16 protein-coding genes and 1 CRISPR repeat array are annotated in these 20630 nt (G+C 66.4%); of the genes, 10 read left to right on the top strand and 6 right to left on the bottom strand.

Annotation, left to right across the window (positions count from 1 at the left end):
• The first annotated feature begins 38 nt into the window (after positions 1 to 38).
• Genes cas7g through MBSD_RS06970 form a run of 4 tightly spaced genes read left to right on the top strand, consistent with a single transcriptional unit; the run spans position 39 to position 6761 of the window.
• Entirely contained in the window at positions 39 to 1274 is a 1236-nt protein-coding gene (gene cas7g / locus MBSD_RS06955) for a type I-G CRISPR-associated RAMP protein Csb1/Cas7g (protein ID WP_082306537.1), read from the top strand.
• A complete protein-coding gene (gene csb2, locus MBSD_RS06960) occupies positions 1274 to 2878 on the top strand; it encodes a type I-G CRISPR-associated protein Csb2 (protein ID WP_187300574.1) in 1605 nt (534 codons plus the stop codon). The genes cas7g and csb2 overlap by 1 nt, the downstream gene beginning before the upstream one ends.
• A complete protein-coding gene (cas3g, locus tag MBSD_RS06965) occupies positions 2875 to 5841 on the top strand; it encodes a type I-G CRISPR-associated helicase/endonuclease Cas3g (RefSeq protein WP_062536353.1) in 2967 nt (988 codons plus the stop codon). The genes csb2 and cas3g overlap by 4 nt, the downstream gene beginning before the upstream one ends.
• Positions 5838 to 6761 (top strand): type I-G CRISPR-associated protein, Cas3-extension family, encoded by a 924-nt coding sequence (locus MBSD_RS06970; RefSeq protein ID WP_062536355.1) that lies wholly within the window; start codon positions 5838 to 5840, stop codon positions 6759 to 6761. The genes cas3g and MBSD_RS06970 overlap by 4 nt, the downstream gene beginning before the upstream one ends.
• A gap of 565 nt (positions 6762 to 7326) precedes the next feature.
• Here the strand turns inward: MBSD_RS06970 and MBSD_RS15400 are convergent.
• On the bottom strand, positions 7327 to 7509 hold the full coding sequence (locus MBSD_RS15400) for a hypothetical protein (protein WP_187300575.1): 183 nt from the start codon (positions 7507 to 7509) through the stop codon (positions 7327 to 7329).
• A 112-nt stretch (positions 7510 to 7621) separates the two neighbouring features.
• On the opposite strand from MBSD_RS15400, the gene MBSD_RS15140 reads away from it, so the two are divergent.
• The 4 genes from MBSD_RS15140 to cas2 are packed head-to-tail and all read left to right on the top strand — an operon-like array spanning position 7622 to position 11334.
• On the top strand, positions 7622 to 7858 hold the full coding sequence (locus MBSD_RS15140) for a hypothetical protein (RefSeq protein WP_148667828.1): 237 nt from the start codon (positions 7622 to 7624) through the stop codon (positions 7856 to 7858).
• Positions 7842 to 9296: an SEC-C domain-containing protein gene (locus MBSD_RS06975; protein WP_062536357.1), complete on the top strand. Its 1455-nt coding sequence runs from the start codon at positions 7842 to 7844 to the stop codon at positions 9294 to 9296. The genes MBSD_RS15140 and MBSD_RS06975 overlap by 17 nt, the downstream gene beginning before the upstream one ends.
• A gap of 24 nt (positions 9297 to 9320) precedes the next feature.
• Positions 9321 to 11039, top strand: a complete 1719-nt coding sequence (locus MBSD_RS06980; protein WP_062536359.1) for a CRISPR-associated endonuclease Cas4/Cas1 — start codon at positions 9321 to 9323, stop codon at positions 11037 to 11039.
• A gap of 4 nt (positions 11040 to 11043) precedes the next feature.
• Complete coding sequence (cas2, locus tag MBSD_RS06985) at positions 11044 to 11334, top strand: CRISPR-associated endonuclease Cas2 (protein ID WP_062536361.1); 291 nt, start codon at positions 11044 to 11046, stop codon at positions 11332 to 11334.
• A 366-nt stretch (positions 11335 to 11700) separates the two neighbouring features.
• Positions 11701 to 14632: a CRISPR direct-repeat array (repeat unit 36 nt; unit sequence GTGATCCGGAGCGAATCGCTCCGGCCTCATTGAAGC).
• 539 nt (positions 14633 to 15171) lie between these two features.
• On the opposite strand, the gene MBSD_RS06990 is transcribed toward cas2, so the two are convergent.
• From MBSD_RS06990 to MBSD_RS07000, 3 genes are all read right to left on the bottom strand, one after another.
• A complete protein-coding gene (locus MBSD_RS06990) occupies positions 15172 to 15552 on the bottom strand; it encodes a YkgJ family cysteine cluster protein (RefSeq protein ID WP_062536363.1) in 381 nt (126 codons plus the stop codon).
• A 76-nt stretch (positions 15553 to 15628) separates the two neighbouring features.
• Positions 15629 to 16399 (bottom strand): anti-sigma factor family protein, encoded by a 771-nt coding sequence (locus MBSD_RS06995; RefSeq protein WP_062536365.1) that lies wholly within the window; start codon positions 16397 to 16399, stop codon positions 15629 to 15631.
• A complete protein-coding gene (locus tag MBSD_RS07000) occupies positions 16396 to 16947 on the bottom strand; it encodes a sigma-70 family RNA polymerase sigma factor (protein ID WP_062536367.1) in 552 nt (183 codons plus the stop codon). Before MBSD_RS07000 ends, MBSD_RS06995 begins: the two co-directional genes overlap by 4 nt.
• 139 nt (positions 16948 to 17086) lie before the next feature.
• Between MBSD_RS07000 and MBSD_RS07005 the strand changes: the two genes are divergently transcribed.
• Both MBSD_RS07005 and MBSD_RS07010 read left to right on the top strand, forming a co-directional pair.
• Positions 17087 to 18040, top strand: a complete 954-nt coding sequence (locus tag MBSD_RS07005) for a metallophosphoesterase family protein (RefSeq protein ID WP_062536369.1) — start codon at positions 17087 to 17089, stop codon at positions 18038 to 18040.
• Between the two features lie 32 nt (positions 18041 to 18072).
• Positions 18073 to 18414, top strand: a complete 342-nt coding sequence (locus MBSD_RS07010; RefSeq protein WP_062536371.1) for a cupredoxin domain-containing protein — start codon at positions 18073 to 18075, stop codon at positions 18412 to 18414.
• 28 nt (positions 18415 to 18442) lie between these two features.
• On the opposite strand, the gene MBSD_RS07015 is transcribed toward MBSD_RS07010, so the two are convergent.
• Together MBSD_RS07015 and queF are read right to left on the bottom strand one after the other, a co-directional pair.
• Entirely contained in the window at positions 18443 to 19624 is a 1182-nt protein-coding gene (locus MBSD_RS07015; RefSeq protein WP_062536373.1) for an NAD(P)/FAD-dependent oxidoreductase, read from the bottom strand.
• Between the two features lie 125 nt (positions 19625 to 19749).
• The gene (gene queF / locus MBSD_RS07020) at positions 19750 to 20577 is read right to left on the bottom strand and encodes an NADPH-dependent 7-cyano-7-deazaguanine reductase QueF (RefSeq protein WP_062536377.1); all 828 of its coding nucleotides are present in this window, start codon (positions 20575 to 20577) and stop codon (positions 19750 to 19752) included.
• Between the last annotated feature and the right edge of the window lie 53 nt (positions 20578 to 20630).

The raw sequence follows: 20630 nt of genomic DNA on the forward strand, positions 1-20630 counted from the left end.
CGTGGTGAATTTTAGATGGCATCAACTGGAGAAAACCAATGTCCCTGAGTCTTGAGCAACTTAAAAAGTTTGTCGTCGACGACATAGTCGCTATTCGTGGCACGGCAATGCTGGAACCCGCGGGAGGGCCGGGAGACAAGATCTTCCCCCCAACCCATTCGGTGGATGACAAGAACAAGAGGCCTGGCGCCAAGTATGCTTTCGAAACTCGCCGTATCGACGGGCACGACGTGACGTGCGTGCTCATCGATTCCGTACAGAGTCAGGCGAATCGGATGGAAGAGGCGCTTCAGACGCTATGGGACGACGGAAAGATCGCGCTTCCGGTCATCAGCGTCGACTTCTCGTCCGTTGCACCCGAGGTGGGACGCGTCACCTCGCTCACAGCACCCCACCGCATCGCCGACGCGCTCCTGCGTGACAGTCTGCTCAACGATCAGCTCTTTCGGCTTTCGGAGATCGGCAAGTCGTTCACCGACGCGAGCACTAGAGATGCGACCGCCTTGTTCAAGGTCTGTCCGACAGGGCTCGTCTTCGGCCTGTGGGACAGCACGGGGCCGAAGGGTGGCCTCGGCGCCAAGTTCCAGCGCGCGCTGGTCTCGGAGATCGTCGGCATCAACGCCGTTTATGGCACGAAAACAGCTAGTCGAATAGATCCTCTCAACATCGCAAAAGACGCCGTCGTCCTGTACAAGGCATCCGACGGCAATGAGATGTGGACTGCAAATCCCGATGAGGCAGAGATCAAGGACGGCAAGCCCGTCAAAGTCGGCAAGTCAGAAAATGCCGGAAAACCGTCGGCGGTTCTTCACGGCAACATCGTGCCCAGCATCGACTCAGTCGGGGGAGGCGTGACGATCGACGATGCAAGGCACACCGTGGTGCTCTCGCTGGCGTCGCTGCGACGTTTGGGGTTCACCACGGGAGCGAAGGAAGCCCGTACGGTGCTGGCCGCACTCGGGTTGCTCGCCATATTGGCTGCGGAAAGCCGCGGACATGATCTGCGCTCCCGCTGCCTCCTCGTGCCGAAGAAGGGCTCCGCACTGAAGCTTGAAGCCGTCGCCCGCGATGGGAGTACGACTCCCGTAGATCTCGACCTCGCTGGGGCTATCAAGCTCTACAACGATGCAGTCGGCGAGCTCCCTGATGGCGTCAGGTTCGACAAACCTGCGGGCGAAGCGCTCGCGGAACTAACGCCCTCGCCTAAGCTCGCCGATCTCGTGAAGAAAAGTCGTGAGCTTGCTGCAACAGAAGCTGATTTCGGAGATGAATGATGCTCGCGATCGAGGTCGAGCTTCTTACTGGCCGCTACGCTGCGACCGCGCACAATGATCGGTGGCGCGCGGAGTGGCCACCACATCCCGCGCGGTTCTTTTCGGCGCTTGTCGCAGCGCTCCACGACTACGACAACGTTGATCAAGCCGAGCGGGAGGCGCTTCTGTGGCTTGAACGGCAGGGCGCGCCGTCGCTATGGGTCGATCTCGAGCCGAGGGTCGGAAGGCGGCAGGTGCAGGGCGTCTACGTGCCGGTCAACGACATCACGCTCGGCGGCGACGCAGCAATCCGTGAGGCTGAAGCCAAGCTGGCGGAGGCCAAGACGCCCGCAACCAAGCGGAAGGCCGAGGCTGCGCTCGAAAAGGCCAAGAGGAAAGCTGTGGCCGTCGACCCTCAACCTTCGGACAAGGCCCTCGAGACGGCCACGGCGCTGCTCCCCGAACGGCGCACACGCCGGGTACGCACGTTCCCTGTCGTGCTGCCCGAGACGCCCACCTTCGCGTTCCTTTGGCCCACTGTCGATCCTTCGCCGCATCGAGCCTCGCTCGAGCAACTCTGCGCACGTGTGACCCGCTTGGGCCACTCCTCCTCGCTCGTGCGATGCAGCGTCGTCGATCGCAACTTCACACCGATGCTCGTTCCAGGCGACGATGGCGATGTCGTCCTCCGTGTGGTCGGTTGCGACCAGCTTGAGCGCCTCGAGCAAACCTACAAACACCATCAGGGCGTCGAGAGCCGCGCACTCCCGGCGCGTTCTCAACGCTATCGCTCGGCATCCAAGGGCACTGCGCCTACTCCAACGGCGGAAAGCGTGTTCTCGAGCGACTGGGTACTCTTCGAACGTGTCGGCGGGCCACGACTGGTTGCCTCACGCGGAACCGATCTCGCGCGTGCGCTGCGTGGTGCATTGATCGAAGTCCACGGTAGCCAAAATCTTCCGGAAACGCTCTCGGGCCACACGGAGAGCGGCCCGACAGCACAGCCGCACGTCGCGTTCGTCCCGCTGCCGTTCGTCGGGCACGAGTACGCCGACGGCGCGATTATGGGTTGCGCATTGGTGCTCCCGCGTGGGCTTGCCAAGAACGATCGCGAGCTGCTGCTTCACCTCGTCGCGAAGTGGGAGAAGCAGCGCGCCGACCAGCGCGGCAACCTGACGCTCGCAGCTGGGACGCTCCCGCCTTTCATCGTTCGGCGAGTGGACTTGTCGGCGAAGACCACCCTCGATCCGGCGCGGTGGTGCCGTGCCTCCACGCGCTTCGTCACCGCGACGCCGATCGCACTCGACAAGAATCCGGGCAACCTGCGCAGCAACAAGGACGGCACCGCGCGCAAGGCTGCGCTGGAGGCGCAACAAAACATCAGCGACGCATGCCTGCGCGTCGTCGGGGTCCGTCCCTCCTTAGTCGAGGTGTCGCTCGCACCGCTGCTCCCGGGCGCGCAGCATGTGCGTGATTTCCTGCCATGGCCCGGACGCCCTGGTCGAACGCCCCGTGTGCGCGTCCACGCCGACATCCGGTTCGAGGCGCCGGTGAGAGGCCCACTATTGCTTGGCGCCGGGCGTTACTTCGGCCTTGGGCTTTGCCTACCCGTGGAGGACCGATGACACTCTCCACCTCCGGCTTCGCTGCCTTTCACGCAGCCGTGCATGGCGGGAAGCCTCCCTTCGACTGGCAGCAGCGCCTGCTTGAGCAGATAGTTCAAGACAAGGCATGGCCGCGCGTACTCGACTTGCCGACCGGCGCTGGGAAGACGACCTGCATCGACATCGCGCTGTTCGCGCTCGCTCTCGACGCTGCCAATGCAGCCGCAGAGCGTTGGTGTCCGCGTCGCGTCGCGATGGTCGTGGACCGGCGCATCGTCGTCGACCAGGTCGCGGAGCGCGGGCGCTCCATCTTGCGCGCATTGACGACGAGCACAGAGCCCGTAGTCGTCGAGGTCACCAGGCGGCTGCGATCCTTGACCCGCACGGGCGAAGAGCCCCTCGGCGTGTTTACGCTGCGCGGCGGCATGCCGAAGGACGACGGCTGGGCGCGCACGCCCGATCAGCCGCTCGTCATCGCCTCCACAGTGGATCAGGTCGGCTCGCGCATGCTCATGCAGGGCTACGGCGTGAGCCAGGGCATGAAGCCGGTGCACGCGGGCCTGCTGGCCAACGACACGCTGCTTCTCCTCGATGAGGTGCATCTCTCCGAGCCCTTCCGGCAAACACTCGATCAGCTCGCGTGTCTGCGAACGCGCTTCTCGGGCAGCGGCCTGAAGACGCGCTTTGCGCACGCTTTCTTGTCAGCAACGCCGGGAGATGGCGGGCAGCAACCCTTCGCGCTGCTCGACGATGAGAAAAAGCTCGATTCACCACTCGGACCGCGCCTGCATGCGAGTAAGCCCGTGCGTCTCGTCGAAGTGGACGATCGGACCGAGTTGGAGAAAGAGTGCGTCACTCAGACGAAAGCCCTGCTCGAACGGCATCGCACAATCGCCGTGGTCGTAAACCGCGTCGCAAGCGCCAGCGTGATCGCGCAACAGCTCGGTGAGATGCTAGGCACTGATGCGACGGTCACGCTGCTCACAGGCCGCATGCGCCCACTCGACCGTGACGACATGCTCCGCGAGCTGCGGTCCGCTGTGCAGACGGAACGCGAGCGAAGCGATGACAGTCCGAAGCGCGTCATTGTGGGAACCCAGTGCATCGAGGCCGGCGCGGACTTCGATTTCGACGCCCTCGTCACCGAGGCGGCGAGTATCGACAGCCTGCGGCAGCGCTTTGGTCGTGTGGACCGACTCGGTAAGTACGGGAAGGCCGAAGGCGTTATTGTCTGGGACACGTGCGCCAAGATGAAGGAGGAGTTGAAGCGTCGTGGAGAGAAGCCCTCGCTCGCGGACGACGATCCGATCTACGGCAAGGCACTCGGCGAGACAGCTAAGTGGCTCAAGAAGAAAATAAAGGCACGTCGCCCCACCGTCGACTTCGGCGTTCTCGGACTCGCGGTCCCAACGGGCGAGGACCTGACCAAGCTGCTCGCGCCGAAACCCAACGCGCCGACGCTACTCCCCGCATACCTTGACTTGTGGGCGCAGACCTCGCCTGCGCCGAGCCAGGTGCCCGACGTGAGCCTTTGGCTGCACGGACCGAGTGCGGGGCCAGCCGATGTGCAGGTTGTCTGGCGGGCCGACCTGACGGAGGAGGTGCTCGTGCGAGGAGACGTCGAAGCTGCAACGGCCATCGTCGCGGCGGTCCGACCTTCCAGCCTCGAAGCGATGTCGCTGCCTTTCGCGACGGCACGAGCATGGCTCGCGAGCCAGCCCACCCGCGACCTGGGTGATACAGAAGGCGCGACTTCCGAGGACAGCGATGAGCCAAAGACTGCAAGGCGACGCGCGCTCCGCTGGAGAGGCGATGATAGTGAAATCGTCTGTGCGCAGTCCGACTCGGAGCCCTCGCTGAAGCCTGGTGACACCATTGTCGTGCCTGCGACCTATGGCGGCATCCGCAGTGGCTGCTTCGACGCCACTGCGACCGAGCCGGTTCAAGACCGTGCGGAACAGGCTGAGCTGTTCGCGCGTGCGCGGCCTGTGCTCCGGCTTCATCCCGTCGTCGTCGATAAACTCGGGCTCTCGCTGCCGCTCGACGATCCCGACGAGGCGCGCACCGCGCTAGGTCTCCTCGCTGCAAATGACGACTGGCCAGCGTGGAAGCGCCTTTGGGCCGAGAGGCTCGCCAAGGGACGCGGTTCGCTCGTCGTGCCCGGTGAGCCTTCGTGGACCGCAATCGAAGCGAAGCGAGTGTCGCTCGCCGCTCTTCGAGACGTCCTTCAACCTGAGGAGACACTTGAAGACGGCGTCGAGCTGACGACCGACGGGGACGACTCGTTTTATGCGGGGCGGGCCGTCTCGCTCGCCGAGCACAGTGCGGACGTCGAGACGTTCGCGCGTGATTACGCGACGCACTGCGGGCTGGGTACGTGGCTCGCGGAGCACGTCGCGCTTGCCGCGTGGCTGCATGACATTGGTAAGGCCGATCGGCGCTTTCAGCTCATGCTGCGAGGTGGGAGCGAGATCGAGTATTTCAAGAACGATACGCCGTTGGCCAAGTCGGCGATGCCGGCCGGCGCGCGTCAGGCGCATCGGCTCGCGCAGCAGAAGAGCGGCTATCCACGAGGAGCGCGCCACGAGGCACAGTCGCTCGCAATGCTTCACGGACAGCTGGGGGTCGTAAAGAACGCGTTGAAGCAAGCACTGAAGAAAGTGGACGAGGCGAAGGAGTCCGATCTTGATCTGGTGCTCCATCTCGTCGCGAGCCACCACGGCTACTGCCGCCCCTTTGCACCTGTCGTGGTCGACAAGAATCCGGTTGATGTCGCTCTGAGTAACCACGAAAGCGAGGTGTTCGGTGCAATGGAGTTTCCGGCGACGACTTCGGAACACGGGCTGCATAGGCTCGACTCACCGCTTGCCGACCGTTTCTGGAAGCTGGTCGCGAAGTACGGCTGGCTCGAACTATGCTGGCTGGAGGCAATTCTTCGTCTCGCCGATCACCGCGCCAGCGAAGAGGAGCAATCGAAGTCATGAACCAGCAATCCCTTACTGAAATCGATACTGGGATCGATGGGCAGCACCTCTGGGGCTTCCTCACGGCGCTTGGCACGTTGTCTTTGCTCCATGAGCATGCGCGTGAGAAAAACCTCAATCCTCCGCGGCTCAAATTCCAAGAAGATGGAACTGCGGTGCTGCAGAGCCCGGTCGCAAGAGAACAGCTTGCAGCGGTGTTGCTCGCCAAGCTGAGGACCCTGCTGCCCTATCTCGATGGGAACCTGCGGAACGTCGACAAGCCCTCTGACTTCACTAGGTCGAGCTACGAGACGATCGCGCGCGAAAGCGACGACGCGACCGTGGTTGATCTCCTCGCTGGCTTGGCCTGCGTCGTGGGCGAAGAAACGTTCGAATCCACGCTGTGCGCAGCGAACGGAGCGGGGCATCAGAATCTCGTTCAGTCCATGCGTGACGTGCTCAAGCTCATCGAAGAGGAGCACGTACGGCTCGCGCTCTTGGAAACGTGGAGGAAGTCGTACCGAATACCTGATGATAAGCGCAAGGAACTCAACCTCGGCACTAGGAAACCCACCCTCCGCCTCGATCCTTCCGACGAGCGGCTCTATGCGCTCCGGCTCTCCAATCCGACGACGACGGACGACTTCTGCACCGAGCTCGGTGCGCAAGCACTGGCTATTCCCGCGTTCGCGTTGCTGCCCGTCATCCCCACCAAACGGCCGGTCACCGTGGCGTCCACGCGGCATGACCAACGGGTCACTTTTTCCTGGGGACTCTGGAACATCTTCGCAACGCTTCGCACAGTGCGATCGTTCGTGTGGGAAGGGCCCGGACAACCTCGAAGTCAAAGGGAGAGGGGAGTCTTCGCTACATTCAGTGTCGATCGTGTTTCCGGCCCGAAAGGAAAGCTTTCGTTTGCGCCAACACAAGGGCTGTGGTGATGATTTCCAAGCTCGGAAAACCTTATTTCGCGCCTGTCTTCGAGATTGACCGGCGGGGATGACGACCTTCGAGGGCGTCCGGTGCGAGCAATTGCGCCGCTGGTCGAAGCTACCACTGGAGGGCGTGATTCGCAGCCTGGAGGAAATGGAAGAACTCGCGCGGCGGTTGCAGGCTGGACGCAACGCGGCGAAACCGGATCCCACGCAACAAAGGTAAAATTCTCCGCATGCGGCAATCCGTCACCCCTCCATCGCTGGCCGAACTTGCCGAAGCGCGAGTATTTGCTGAACTCTGGCAAACGCGCGCCGGGCTGCCGGACCGCGAGCGCCTGCGCCGCTTGCGCGCCCTGACCGAACTCGAAGCAGCGCGATGCTTCATTCTGCTCCAAGGTGATATACCCGGGCCGTCGCGGCCAGCCAGCGGCCTCGTGGAACAACAGCGTCTTTTCTCCCGCTTGCGACGGGCGTCAGCGTGAGTCTGGGCCCGGTTCTGGATGCCGCACTGATGACCCAGGAGGTCTGCGAGTCAGCCGGCCTGCGCGCTTGCGTGATTGGCGGCATCGCGCTACAGCGCCGAGGCGAGCCGTGCTATACCGCCGACGCGGATCTTTCCGTGCTGGTCGAGCCCGGGCACGAAGCCGCGGTTGTGGACGCCTTGCTCGCACGGCTTGCGCCGCGCATCGAGAATGCAGCGGCGTTCGCGGCGCAGTCCCGCGTGATTCTGGCGCGCGCCCAACGGCGTGGACATCGATATCGTGCGGCAGGGCTTCCGTACGAGGCGCGGGTCATGGAGCGTTCGAGTCCATGGATACTTGGCGCAGGCGCACATCTGCGCACGTGTTCAGCCAAGGATCTCTGGGATGAAAACCTTCGCCGGAAGAGACAAGGATTGGGCGGACATCACCAGTGTCCCAGAACGCCAGGTCGCCCGGCTCGATCTGGACCTCATGCGCCGCGAATTGCGCCCGTTACTCGCCGCCAAGGAAGCCCCGAGCTTGCGCAGGAGTTGGAGCGCAGGATCGAGCGGCACCTCGGCCGCCCGTGATTCGTTCCATCCACCTTCTTCAGCGGTGCTCCCACATGCAACCCGGCCGTAACGACCCCTGCCCTTGCGGCAGCGGCAAGAAGTACAAGCACTGTTGCCTCACGGCGTCGCAGGTGGTTGCGGCGGCGCCGGAGGAGCTGGTCTGGCAGCGGCTGCGGCGGCTCAAGGACGGCAGCTACGCCACGATGATGTTTCGCTTCGTGCGGGATGCCTACGGCGAAGCGGCGGTCGGGGAGGCATGGGATGAATTCACGCTGTGGGAGGATGAGCCCTTCGATCCACGCTCACCACACATTGCCGTATTCATGCCGTGGCTGTTCTGCCACTGGGCGCCGGACCCGCAAGAAACCCGGGTTGCGGACGCCGCGCTGTACGGCGTCGCACCGGCGCGCGCGCTGTTGCAGCGCAAGAGGCGCAACCTCGACCCGCTGCTCCGCGAGTACATCGAGTCTTGCCTGGCCTCGCCCTTCAGCTTCCACGAGGTGTTGGCGAGCGAGCCAGGGCGCGGGCTCAAGCTGCGCGACGTGATCACCGGCGACGAGTACGACGTGCACGAGCGCTCGGCCTCGCGTCACCTGCAGGCCGGCGACCTGGTGTACGGTCAGCTGGCGAGCGCCCAGGGAGTCACGCTGCTGGAAGCCTGCGGGCCGGTCGTGATTCCGCCGATCGACAAGCTCGCGGTGATCGAGTTGCGCCAGCAGATAGAGCGGGGCTCCGCTGCTGCGCCCCGCGAAAAGCTGCGCGAGTACGACTGCGAGCTGCGCGAGCTGTATCTCGATCTCACCGACCGCCTGCTGCATCCGCAGATGCCCGAGTTCCAGAACACTGACGGCGAGAAGATGGTGCCGCAACAACTGATGTTCGACATCGAATCCGCGCAAGAGGCCTACGAGGCACTCAAGCACCTGGACTTCGAGGCGGGCGCCTCGGATGTGCCCGAAGACGCGGAGTACACAGCCGACGGCCGCCTGCGCTGCGCGACCATCGCTTGGAAGAAGCCCGGCAATAGCAAGAACAAGGGTTGGAGCAACACCGTGCTCGGCCACATCCGCATCGAAGGCCAGCGCATGACCGCCGACGTGAATTCGCACGAGCGCGCGGAAGCCTTCCGTAAGATCGTGGAAGAGAAGCTGCGAGCGCGCGCACGCTATCGCCTCGCGCAGTTGCAGTCGGTGGAAAAGCTGCTGGCAGAGGCCGACGCGGGTGCCGGCACGGAACGCGCGCGAGAGCGCCGCGAGCTCGAGGAGCACCCGGAGTTCAAGGCACGCATCGCCGAGATGATGGCCCGCCACTACGAGCAGTGGATCGAGGACAAGATCCCCGCCTTGGGCAACCGCACGCCGCTCGAGGCGATGCGGGAACCTGACGGACCGGAGAAGGTCGAGGCCCTGTTGTGTGATGCCGAACGGCTGGGCCGCCGTATGGATCCGCCGGTGGACGAGGCGGTATTCCGCCGGTTACGGCAGCGGCTGGGTCTGCCGCTGTCGTAGCGAGGTGTAGGCTGGAGCCGTGTGATGGAGCCTCAACAACGCGAGCTCGCCTTGCCTTTCCCGGAACTATCCGGCGACCAGCCGCTGATTCCCGTGCGCATGCTCAACGAGCACGTGTACTGCCCGCGTCTGGCCTATCTCATGTGGGTCCAGGGCGAATGGGCGGATTCGGCGGACACCGTCGAAGGCCGGCACCGGCACAAGCGCGTGGACACCCCTTCGGGCGACCTGCCCGATGCGGCGCAGGCACGGGCGGAAGACGTCGAAATCCATGCCCGTTCGGTCACCCTTTCCTCGAACTCGCTCGGCCTCATCGCCAAGCTCGACCTGATCGAGGGTGAAGGCGATCGGGTCACCCCGGTGGACTACAAGCGTGGCAAGCGCCCGCACATCGCGCGCGGCGTCTACGACCCCGAGCGTGTCCAGCTCTGCGCGCAAGGGCTGCTGCTGCGTGAGCACGGCTACGTATGCGAGGAAGGCGCTATCTACTACGTGGAAAGCAAGGAGCGCGTCGGCGTGCCTTTCGACGACGAACTGATCGCGCAAACCCGCAACGCCATCGCCGAATTGCGCGCCATGGCGGCGGGAGGGAGGATCCCCGACCCTCTCGTGGACAGCCCCAAATGCCCACGCTGCTCGCTGGTCACGATCTGCCTCCCTGACGAGGTCCAGTTTCTGCGCCAAGGCGAGCTGGCGCCGCGTCCGTTGGCCGTGCCGCACCATGAAGCTTTGCCGCTGTACATCCAGCAACACAACGCCAAGCTGTCCAAGAAGGGCGGCGTGCTGGAAGTGAGCAAGGACGACCAGGTGCTCGCTACCGCGCGCATCGGCGAGGTCTCGCAGGTAGTGGTGATGGGCAACGTCTACATCACCGCGCCCTGCCTGCAGGAGCTGATGCAACGCGACATCCCGGTCACCTGGCACAGTTACGGCGGCTTCTTCTTCGGCCATACCATAGGCAACGGCCACAAGAACGTGGAATTGCGCACTGCGCAATACCGCGCCAGTTTCAACGACCGCGCCTGCCTGCGCCTCGCGCGCTCGCTGGTCGCCGCCAAGATCGCCAACTGCCGCACGCAACTGCGCCGCAACTGGAAGTTCGAGGACAAGCCGGAACGGGCGCTGGCCGACTTGAAACGCATCCAGCAGCAAGCTGCCGAAGCGGATTCCCTGGACGTGTTGCTGGGACTGGAAGGCCACGCCGCTTCGATTTACTTTGCGCACTTCCGCGGCGTGCTGAAACCCGCCACCGACGAAGACGGTCCGCTTCTCGCTTTCGACTTCGCCAAGCGCAACCGCCGCCCACCCTCGGACCCCGTCAATGCCATGCTGTCGCTGGCCTACAGCATGCTGGCGCGTACGCTCACCGTCACCTTGCAAGCCGTCGGCTTCGACCCCTTCCGCGGCTTCTACCACCAGCCGCGCTATGGTCGTCCGGCGCTCGCTCTCGATCTGATGGAACCGTTCCGACCGCTGCTCGCCGATTCCACCGTGATCCAGGTCATCAACAATGGCGAAGTGCATCCCAGCGATTTCGTCAGCGCCGCCGGCAGCGTCAACCTTGCACCCGACGGACGCAAACGATTCATCGCCGCCTTCGAGCGCCGACTCGACCATGAAGTGACGCATCCCATGTTCGGGTACCGTCTCAGTTACCGTCGATTGCTCGAATTGCAGGCGCGTCTGTTGGGCCGGCACCTGCTGGGCGAACTCGCCGAGTACCCCAACTTCACCACGAGGTGAAGCCATGGACGAACATCTCTATCTGATCACCTACGACATCCGCGATGAAAAGCGCTGGAGACGCGTCTTCAAGCTGATGAAGAGCTTCGGGGAATGGCTGCAACTGTCCGTGTTCCAGTGCCGCCTCAGCCGCAGGCGGCATGCCGAGCTGGTGCAACTGCTCGATGGCATCATCAACCATCGCGTGGATGCGCTGCTGGTGATCGACCTGGGTCCCGCCGACAAGATCAAGCCGCGCGTGGTCAGTTTTGGTGGAAAGTTCGAACCCGTCGCCCGCGAACCCGTCATCGTCTAACCTGAAGGACCCCAATGCTCAACCGGCCCAATGACCGTTCGTCTTGAGCGTAGGCCGCAGGACAGGAGCCGAAGGGCTGCACGGGCGGGCACTGGCGGCCGAGCATCGAGGTTGACCGAGTCGTCCGATGACTGATCGATCCGCCAACGTCGTCTGGCCCCCTATCCGCCGTTGCCGCGCGAGCGCTCCGGTGCTGCCCCGAAACGAGGCGACCGCTCGCGCCGGCTTGTTCTTTGAAAACCAGTCGTTTACGCTGCACTACTGCGACACGGCGCGAACTCGCACCCGCCGGTTCGTCCTGTCGCCTGCCAGCCCTCGCGACAACCTGCAAAGCCGCCAGCCTTCGCAGGACCTTGCGCGAGGGCTGTGATCCGGAGCGAATCGCTCCGGCCTCATTGAAGCAGAAACTTGGTCAGGAATTCGCGCATCGAGTCGCCGTGATCCGGAGCGAATCGCTCCGGCCTCATTGAAGCTGTAAAGTAACGGATATGACCCGCTATTTACATAAGGTGATCCGGAGCGAATCGCTCCGGCCTCATTGAAGCTCGGCGCCATCGCCAGTCGCGCGCGCGGCGCGCTGCGTGATCCGGAGCGAATCGCTCCGGCCTCATTGAAGCCCCTTGGCGCGGGCGACGATGCGGTCGAGGAACTTGGTGATCCGGAGCGAATCGCTCCGGCCTCATTGAAGCGCCAGGTTGTGCAGCGACTTTGCGCGGTTGATCGCCTGTGATCCGGAGCGAATCGCTCCGGCCTCATTGAAGCATCCGCGGTGGGAACCTGAAAATCGCCTAGCGCGCTAGGTGATCCGGAGCGAATCGCTCCGGCCTCATTGAAGCGCTCGTGTCGCGATAGAAAAAATATTTCATTGCCATGTGATCCGGAGCGAATCGCTCCGGCCTCATTGAAGCTGGCTCTGCCGATCCGCAAGCGCGTACCGTTTGACGGTGATCCGGAGCGAATCGCTCCGGCCTCATTGAAGCCATGCCGCGGCCGCGGCGCGCGCCTCGTCGCGTTCGCGTGATCCGGAGCGAATCGCTCCGGCCTCATTGAAGCAAGCAAGACACCGTACGCTCGACGATGGGCGCGATCGGTGATCCGGAGCGAATCGCTCCGGCCTCATTGAAGCCTGCAGGATCACCTTCTGCGCTTCGGCCACCTGGCCGTGATCCGGAGCGAATCGCTCCGGCCTCATTGAAGCCTCGCACGCCCGGCGGGCCAGCGTCGTCCGGCCCGCGTGATCCGGAGCGAATCGCTCCGGCCTCATTGAAGCGTCCTGAAACGTGCGCAGGTATTCCAGCGCCACATCAGTGATCCGGAGCGAATCGCTCCGGCCTCATTGAAGCGGCAGGAAAAACAATAGCTTATGACTCAGCGGACGGCGTGTGATCCGGAGCGAATCGCTCCGGCCTCATTGAAGCGCGAGCAGGATCGCAGGCGCCCGAAGTAGTCGCGCGTGATCCGGAGCGAATCGCTCCGGCCTCATTGAAGCCAGATGGAGCACTTCGTCGATCGCGTCAAGCGCGGGTGATCCGGAGCGAATCGCTCCGGCCTCATTGAAGCGGGAAACTGCTGGGCGGCGGTGCGGGCGCTGTCGACGTGATCCGGAGCGAATCGCTCCGGCCTCATTGAAGCGTGGGTGGTCATGTCCGCATCTCCGCCAGTCACGCCCGTGATCCGGAGCGAATCGCTCCGGCCTCATTGAAGCTGCAGGCTCGGCACCGACAGGCGAATGCGGACCGCAGGTGATCCGGAGCGAATCGCTCCGGCCTCATTGAAGCTGGACGGCCGTGTGGTCGCATAAACGCGGCCTGCGCGTGATCCGGAGCGAATCGCTCCGGCCTCATTGAAGCAGCTGAGGTGCCGCCGCGAACTTGTAGACCATCACGGTGATCCGGAGCGAATCGCTCCGGCCTCATTGAAGCGTGCGTATCGGTTATCGGTCTGGACAATGAGGCTGCGGTGATCCGGAGCGAATCGCTCCGGCCTCATTGAAGCGGCCTCGGTTGCGGCGGTGGCCGCGGCCCTGGCCTCGGTGATCCGGAGCGAATCGCTCCGGCCTCATTGAAGCATGCCGGCCAGTATCTTCTTTCGAGTAAGGTCAGGGGTGATCCGGAGCGAATCGCTCCGGCCTCATTGAAGCCCGGCTGACCGGATCGATCTTCTCGACGAACTGCCGGGTGATCCGGAGCGAATCGCTCCGGCCTCATTGAAGCTCTCAACCTGACGGTGCAAAAAAACAGGTGCGGCGAGGTGATCCGGAGCGAATCGCTCCGGCCTCATTGAAGCACCTTGCCTTGCGCTACCGGCGTCAGCCCGAAGTGTGATCCGGAGCGAATCGCTCCGGCCTCATTGAAGCGCCCAGCGGCTCGTAGGGATTGCCTTCGACCTTAAGTGATCCGGAGCGAATCGCTCCGGCCTCATTGAAGCAAGTCGCACGAGTGGGGCGATGCCGGCACCGACGAGGTGATCCGGAGCGAATCGCTCCGGCCTCATTGAAGCAGTTGCAGGGCCGCGGTCTCGCCGCTCACCGGGCGCGTGATCCGGAGCGAATCGCTCCGGCCTCATTGAAGCCGCCGAGGATTCGCGGCCGGTCAAGTGGCCACCCAAGCGTGATCCGGAGCGAATCGCTCCGGCCTCATTGAAGCAGTTCTTCCTCGCGCAGATTTCGTTTGCCGACGAACGTGATCCGGAGCGAATCGCTCCGGCCTCATTGAAGCCGAGGACGGCAATGGTGGCCATGACGCGGCGTCAGAGTGATCCGGAGCGAATCGCTCCGGCCTCATTGAAGCGGGATACTGTTGCGTGTTCATGCGGCATGGCTCCACGTGATCCGGAGCGAATCGCTCCGGCCTCATTGAAGCATGGCCTTCGCCAACGCATCAGGCCAGGTGCTCGACTGTGATCCGGAGCGAATCGCTCCGGCCTCATTGAAGCCTGACCGCTGACTGCCGAATGCCCAGCTTCGCCGCCAGTGATCCGGAGCGAATCGCTCCGGCCTCATTGAAGCCGCGGGCGGTAGATCAGTTCGGCGGCCGTGTAGTCCAGTGATCCGGAGCGAATCGCTCCGGCCTCATTGAAGCTGGAGCAAGTGGGCGGTTAACAGCGATGTTAACCCAGTGATCCGGAGCGAATCGCTCCGGCCTCATTGAAGCGGTCACACCTACGGCTAGATGGTCGAGCGCCATCACCGGTGATCCGGAGCGAATCGCTCCGGCCTCATTGAAGCGGGTCGGCTCGTGTTTCGGAAAGCGTGCGCTCCACGGTGATCCGGAGCGAATCGCTCCGGCCTCATTGAAGCGAAGCAAAGGGGCCCTCGCTCCCGACGCACCGGGCGGGCGAGCCGATCCGCTGCATGGGGGTGCGTCCCGCCGCGGGTGGCCGAGGCTGTAGTGTGGCAGCCACGTGGTCCAAAGTGAATCGTTCCGGCCTCATCGAAACCGGGGCTCGTCCATCTTCCTGATTAGGCCCAATGCTCAGCCGTTTCCGGCGGCGGCATTGGGGGTTGGTCCGCTCCCACGCCGGGACGATGACCTGCGGGCCTGACGTGCGCAGGCACCGGGGTCTCTTTTCCCGTCGTGGCGCGTGCGAAGCACAGTGCGCTAGTCTCGCGCCAGAACCCTCCGCAGGCTGGTGCGACCAAGCCCTCGAGCGCGTCGCTCCCCAGGTATCCCGCAGGGTCCGCCATTGCGCGCGCCATGCGCTTGCCGAGTCCGCGGCCGGCGATGCCGCTGCCGGTCAGCCTCGAAATCGCCGCACACCCCCGGGCAATTGGAGCCCGGACCGCGCGGCGATTTCGGGGTTCGATTTTTGATCGGTCACCGTCGCTTTCAATGCCGCTCACGCGCTGCGCGGCAGCGGCGTCTCGCCGTCGGGGTCGATCCAGGTGTCGGGGGTCAGCGGCGGCAAGCCGTGGGCGGCGCGCGCGCGGTCGCACTGCGGGCTGGGCTCGCCGTGTTCCCACGCCGGCGCCAGCGCGGCGCACGGCGAGGGCCGCCGCGCATAGATGTCGCAATGCACCACTTCGCCGACCCGCCCGCGCAGCGCCACGCAGCGCGGCTGCCGCGCCTGCGTGCCGCGCATCGCCACGCGGTGCGGGTCGAGCTTCTCGGTCAGTTCGGCGGGCACGCTGCCGCCGAGGAACGATTCCGTCTCCGACCAGTGGAACGCCACCCGGAAGTGCGCGCAGCAGGCGCCGCAGCTCAGGCAGGGATGGTTCATCGACGTGAAGAACGACGGTGTGCGGCGGATGCGCGCGACGCCCAGTGTAGCCGGAGGCCGGCGCTGGTAAAGCGGCTCAGCGGGCGGGTTCGGCGCCCGCCGCCGACGCGCCGCGGAAGGCGCGCACGAACGCGTCGAGGTCCGCCGCCGCGGCGTCGGACACGGCGAGGTAGTGCATGCCGTCCTCGTTCCACTGCACCACGCGATAGCCGTCGCGTTCGCGGGTGCCGGTTTCGCCGTCGGCGGCCGGCCACTGGTACAGGTTGATCACGTGCCGATGGCGGCGGTAGACCAGCGCGGCGACGCGCCGCCCGTCCAGCACATCGAGACGGCCGCCGGCGAGCGGGAAGCCTTCGGCGACGAGGTCCTTCACCTGCGGCGCGTAATCGAGGCGGCCGTCGAACCACGGCTTGACGGTGTGCTGGTCGGAACTCGGCACGTCGAGCAGGTGCTCGGCGAGCAGCGCGCGCACGTGGCCGGACACCGCTTCCGCCACCAGCGCGTCGCCGGCCGGCGCGCGCGGGCGCAGCGTCTGCCAGGTCGCCAGCGTCACCGTCAGCGCCAGCGCGGCGGCGAGCGCCGCGGCCAGCGCCGGCCAACGGCGCGCTGCGCGCGCTGCAGGTTGCGGTGCAGGCAATCGCGCGGCGAGGCGCGCGCGCAGCGCCGCCGGCGCCGACACGCGCAGCGCCGGATCGCGCAGCGCCTGCTGCAGGCGGGCGTGGCCGCGATAGCGTTGCGTGCAGCCCGCACAGCCGGCCAGGTGCTGCGCCATCGCCAGGCTGGCGGCCGCGTCCAGTTCGTCGTCCAGGTAGGCGTGCAGCAGCACGCGTGCTTCCTCGCAGTTCATGGCGATGCCTCCGCGGCCGGCTCCAGCAGACAACGCGCCAGACGCTCGCGCGCACGCGCCAGCCGCGACATGACCGTGCCGATCTTCAGTTGGGTGATCGCGGCGATCTCCTTGTAGGAGCACTCCTCGAATTCGCGCAGCACCAGCACCTCGCGGTATTCCGCCGGCAGCCGCGCCAGCGCCGCGCGCAGCCGCTCGGCGTCGGCGGCGCGCGCGAGCAGGGTTTCCGGATCGGGCGCGCCGTCCTCGCCGCCGTGCAGCGTCTCGTCGAACGCGTCGTGCGCGGACGGTGCCGGTGCGGCGGCGCGCAGCGTGTAGAACGTGTTGCGCACGATCGCCAGCAGCCACACACGCGCGTCGCCGCCGCGGAAACCGCCGAAGAAGCGGTACGCGCGCAGCACCGCTTCCTGCACCACGTCCTCGGCGTCCTGCTCGTTGCGCGCCAGCCAGCGCGCCAGGCCGTAGGCGGCGTCGAGGTGGCGCATGACGCTGGCCTCGAACGCGCTGCGCGCATCGGGGCCGGCGGGCGTGGAGAACGGCAGATCCATCGGCGAGCAGACCGGGGCGTGCGCGGATTTATTCCGGCCGCCCGGCGGCGGGAATAAGCCGTGCGTCGCGCCGGTAAGGCTGGGCGTACGGGTCGCTTCCGGCGGCCCGTCGCCCCTTCCCTGCTGCGAGTAGACGACCATGAACGACGACCACCGCGACGACAACACCCGCACCCCTTCCCGCCGCCGCTTCCTCGAATGCATGGCCTGGGCCGGGGCCGGCGCGCTGTGGATGGTGCAGGGCGGCGTGGCGCAGGCCCGCCTGCTCGGCGCCGCCGGCGACGGCACGCCCGCGCCGGCCGCCAGCTTCGGCTTCGTGCAGATCAGCGACAGCCACCTCGGTTTCCACAAGGCGCCGAACCCGGACCCGGTGCGTTCGCTGCGCGAGACCATCGCGCGCATCAACGCGCTGCCGCAGCGCCCGGACTTCATCCTGCACACCGGCGATCTCACCCACCTGTCGAAGCCGGAGGAGTTCGACACCGTCGCCGAACTGCTGAAGGAAGCGAAGACCGGCCAGGTGTTCTACGTGCCGGGCGAGCACGACGTGATCGGCGACAACGGCAAGGCGTTCTTCGCGCGCTTCGGCCATGGCGCCAACGGCGGCGGCTGGTACAGCTTCGACCACGGCGGCGTGCACTTCGTCGCCCTGATCAACGTGCTGAACCTGCAGCCGGGCGGGCTGGGCTTCCTCGGCGCGGACCAGCTCGCGTGGCTCAAGCGGGATCTCGCCGGCCTGTCGGACAGCACGCCGATCGTGCTGTTCGCGCACATGCCGATGTGGTCGCTGTATCCGGCCTGGGGTTGGGGCACGCAGGATGCCGCCGAAGCGCTGGCGCTGCTGAAACGCTTCGGCTCGGTCACCGTGCTGAACGGCCACGTCCACCAGATCCAGCAACAAGTCGAGGGCCAGGTCACGTTCTACACGGCGCGCTCGACCGCGTACCCGCAGCCGCCCCCCGGCGCCGCCGCGACCCCCGGACCTCTGCAGGACCTGCCCGCCGGCGATCTGCGCCACGCCATCGGTCTGCGCGAGGTGCGCCACGTGCGGGGCGCGCAGCCGATCGCCGTCACCGATCGGGCGCTCGATTGAGCGCTCTTCCGCCATCGACGAAAGGAATTCCCATGCTGCGCACTTTCTTCTCCTTCCTGCTGTGCCTGCCGCTGGCCGCCGCCGTGCACGCGGCGTCGCCCGGCGCCACGACCGCGCACCGCGACGGCTACCAGGTCGACATCCACGAATTCCGGTTTCAACCCGCGCAGCTCGTCGTACCGGCGGGCGCGCACGTCACCTGGACCAACCGCGACGAGGAACCGCACATCGTGGTCAGCGCCGGCAACGGCTTCGCCTCGTCGCCGGCGCTCGACACCGGCGACCGCTACACCGCCACCTTCGCCAAGCCCGGCACCTACACCTACTTCTGCTCGATCCATCCGCAGATGGTCGGCACGATCGTGGTGAAGTGAGGCAGCGCAGCGCCGGGAGCGCGCGCGCTCAGGCTGGCAGCCGCCCGCGCACGCTCTCGGCGTCGAACGGGCCGGGCGCGGCGATCAGCGCGCGCGCGGACTCGACCTGGCCCCAGGTGTTCCACAGCAGCACGCCGCGCACGCGGCCGGCGTCGAGGTAGTAGACGACGCCCTCGCGGAACGGCTGCGCCCACTGCTCGACGGTCTCGAGGCGCGCGTCCAGCGTGCCGACGGCTTCGTAGCCGAGGTCGAACAGGTCTGAGTAGAAGAACGGCAGCTCGTCGTAGGGCGCGTCCTGTCCGGCCATGCCGAGGCCGGCGCGGTGGCCCTGGGCGATCGCCGCGTTCTCGTGCTCGACGCGCAGGCGCCGGCCCAGCGCGGGCGCGGGAAACGCGGCGACGTCGCCGGCGGCGTAGATGTCGGGATCGGAGGTGCGCAGGTGCGCATCGACGACGATGCCGTCGTCCACCGCGAGCCCGGCGCGCGCGGCCAGCTCGACGTTCGGCGCGATGCCGAGGCCGGCGACCACGATGTCGGCGCGCAGCGCGGTGCCGTCGGACAGCGCCAGCTCGAAGCCGCCGTCGCGCGCGGCGCCGTCGACGGCGGTGACGCCGCAGCGCACGTCGACGCCGCGGCCGCGGTAGTAGTCGGTGACGAAGCGCGCCAGCGCCGGTGGATACACACGCGCGCCGATGGCGTCCTCGGGGAACAGCATGGTCACGCGGCAGCCGTTCAGCGCCAGTGCGGCGGCGATCTCGCTGCCGATGAAGCCGCCGCCGACCACGGCGGCGCGCGCACCCGGTGTGACGGCGGCGCGCAGGCGGCGGTAGTCGTCGAGCGTGCGGTAGTGGATCACCGCGTCGCCGCCGAACGCGAGCCTGCGCGGCGTGCCGCCGGTGGCGAGCAGCAGCTTGCGGTAGCGGTAGACGTCGCCGGCGTCGTCGGCGACGGTGTGCGCGGCGCGGTCCAACGCCACCGCGCGGCGGCCGAGGTGCAGCAGCGCGCGCGCCTTGGCGACCGGTCGCCACACCGAATCCTCCTGCGCGTCCTTCCACAGCGCCTTGCTGAGCGGCGGGCGGTCGTAGGGCGGATACGGTTCGGCGCCGATCAGGCCGATGCGCGCGTCCGCGTCGACCGAGCGCAGCGCCTGCGCCGCGGCCTCGCCGGCCATGCCGGCGCCGACGATCAGGTAGTCGTAGTCGTGCTGCATGGGCATCTCCCGCTTCCCGCAGGTGCGGCGAGCCTGGCGCGCGCCGCATCGAGGATACTCCGATCCCGCCGCGCGGGCGCCACGGACGCGGACGGATCGGGGCATCCGCTGGCGCGCGAAACCGCCTATTGCCGCGCCGTGCGCGGGTTGCCCGCCTCGCCGTAGCCGGGGGTGGCGCGGAACGGATTGATGTCGAGGCCGCCGCGGCGCGTGTAGCGCGCGTACACGGCCAGTCGTCGCGGCGCGCAGCGGCGCAGCAGGTCGACGAAGATGCGTTCGACGCACTGTTCGTGGAAGTCGCTGTGGCGGCGGAACGAGACCAGGTAGCGCAACAGGCCGGCGCGGTCGATCGGCGCGCCGGCGTAGCGGATCTGCACGCTGGCCCAATCCGGCTGGCCGGTCACCGGGCAGTTCGATTTCAGCAGATTCGAGACCAGCGCTTCCTCGACCTCGGCGCCCGGCGTCGTCGCCAGATACTCCGGCCGCGGCGGGCCGTAGTCGTCGATGGCGAGGTCGAGGTCGTCGATGCAGGCGCCGGCGAGCGGCGCGAGGCGCGCTTCGCCGAAGCGCGCGGCGGGCAGCAGCGTCACCGCGACCTCGGCGCCGGTGGCCGCGGCGAGATCGGCGGCGATGCGCGTGCGTACCGCCTCGGCGGCGTCGAAGCGGGTCTGCGTGTAGCCGTTGAGATACAGCTTCAGCGACTTCGACTCGACGATGCGCGGCGAATCCGCCGGCACGCGCAGCTCGGCCAGCGCCACCGCCGGCTTGCCGCGCGCGTCCAGCCAGGACAGCTCATAGGCGTTCCACACGTCGACGCCGGCGAACGGCAGCGGCGCGGCGAGGCCGAGCTCGGCGCGCTTGTCGGCGCGCGCGATCGGGAACAGCAGCGAGGGGTCGTACGTCTCCGGGTAGGCGACGGCGCGGCCGAGCGGGGAATCGGTGGGGCGGTTCATGCGCATCATGGTGACAGCGGTCGCCGCCGTCGCGCCAGCGCCGCCGGCGGCGG

This window comes from Mizugakiibacter sediminis, from assembly GCF_000953855.2.
GTDB classification, from domain to species: Bacteria; Pseudomonadota; Gammaproteobacteria; order Xanthomonadales; family Rhodanobacteraceae; genus Mizugakiibacter; species Mizugakiibacter sediminis.

Bases quoted from the DNA above. Each gene is read 5' to 3' on its own strand.
- MBSD_RS06975 (WP_062536357.1), top strand. From the start codon at position 7,842: ATGCAACCCGGCCGTAACGACCCCTGCCCTTGCGGCAGCGGCAAGAAG.
- MBSD_RS06980 (WP_062536359.1), top strand. From the start codon at position 9,321: ATGGAGCCTCAACAACGCGAGCTCGCCTTGCCTTTCCCGGAACTATCC.
- cas3g (WP_062536353.1), top strand. From the start codon at position 2,875: ATGACACTCTCCACCTCCGGCTTCGCTGCCTTTCACGCAGCCGTGCAT.
- queF (WP_062536377.1), bottom strand. From the start codon at position 20,577: ATGAACCGCCCCACCGATTCCCCGCTCGGCCGCGCCGTCGCCTACCCG.
- MBSD_RS07010 (WP_062536371.1), top strand. From the start codon at position 18,073: ATGCTGCGCACTTTCTTCTCCTTCCTGCTGTGCCTGCCGCTGGCCGCC.
- MBSD_RS06970 (WP_062536355.1), top strand. From the start codon at position 5,838: ATGAACCAGCAATCCCTTACTGAAATCGATACTGGGATCGATGGGCAG.
- cas2 (WP_062536361.1), top strand. From the start codon at position 11,044: ATGGACGAACATCTCTATCTGATCACCTACGACATCCGCGATGAAAAG.
- MBSD_RS15400 (WP_187300575.1), bottom strand. From the start codon at position 7,509: ATGTCCACGCCGTTGGGCGCGCGCCAGAATCACGCGGGACTGCGCCGC.
- csb2 (WP_187300574.1), top strand. From the start codon at position 1,274: ATGCTCGCGATCGAGGTCGAGCTTCTTACTGGCCGCTACGCTGCGACC.
- MBSD_RS06990 (WP_062536363.1), bottom strand. From the start codon at position 15,552: ATGAACCATCCCTGCCTGAGCTGCGGCGCCTGCTGCGCGCACTTCCGG.
- MBSD_RS07015 (WP_062536373.1), bottom strand. From the start codon at position 19,624: ATGCAGCACGACTACGACTACCTGATCGTCGGCGCCGGCATGGCCGGC.
- cas7g (WP_082306537.1), top strand. From the start codon at position 39: ATGTCCCTGAGTCTTGAGCAACTTAAAAAGTTTGTCGTCGACGACATA.
- MBSD_RS06995 (WP_062536365.1), bottom strand. From the start codon at position 16,399: ATGAACTGCGAGGAAGCACGCGTGCTGCTGCACGCCTACCTGGACGAC.
- MBSD_RS07005 (WP_062536369.1), top strand. From the start codon at position 17,087: ATGAACGACGACCACCGCGACGACAACACCCGCACCCCTTCCCGCCGC.
- MBSD_RS07000 (WP_062536367.1), bottom strand. From the start codon at position 16,947: ATGGATCTGCCGTTCTCCACGCCCGCCGGCCCCGATGCGCGCAGCGCG.
- MBSD_RS15140 (WP_148667828.1), top strand. From the start codon at position 7,622: ATGAAAACCTTCGCCGGAAGAGACAAGGATTGGGCGGACATCACCAGT.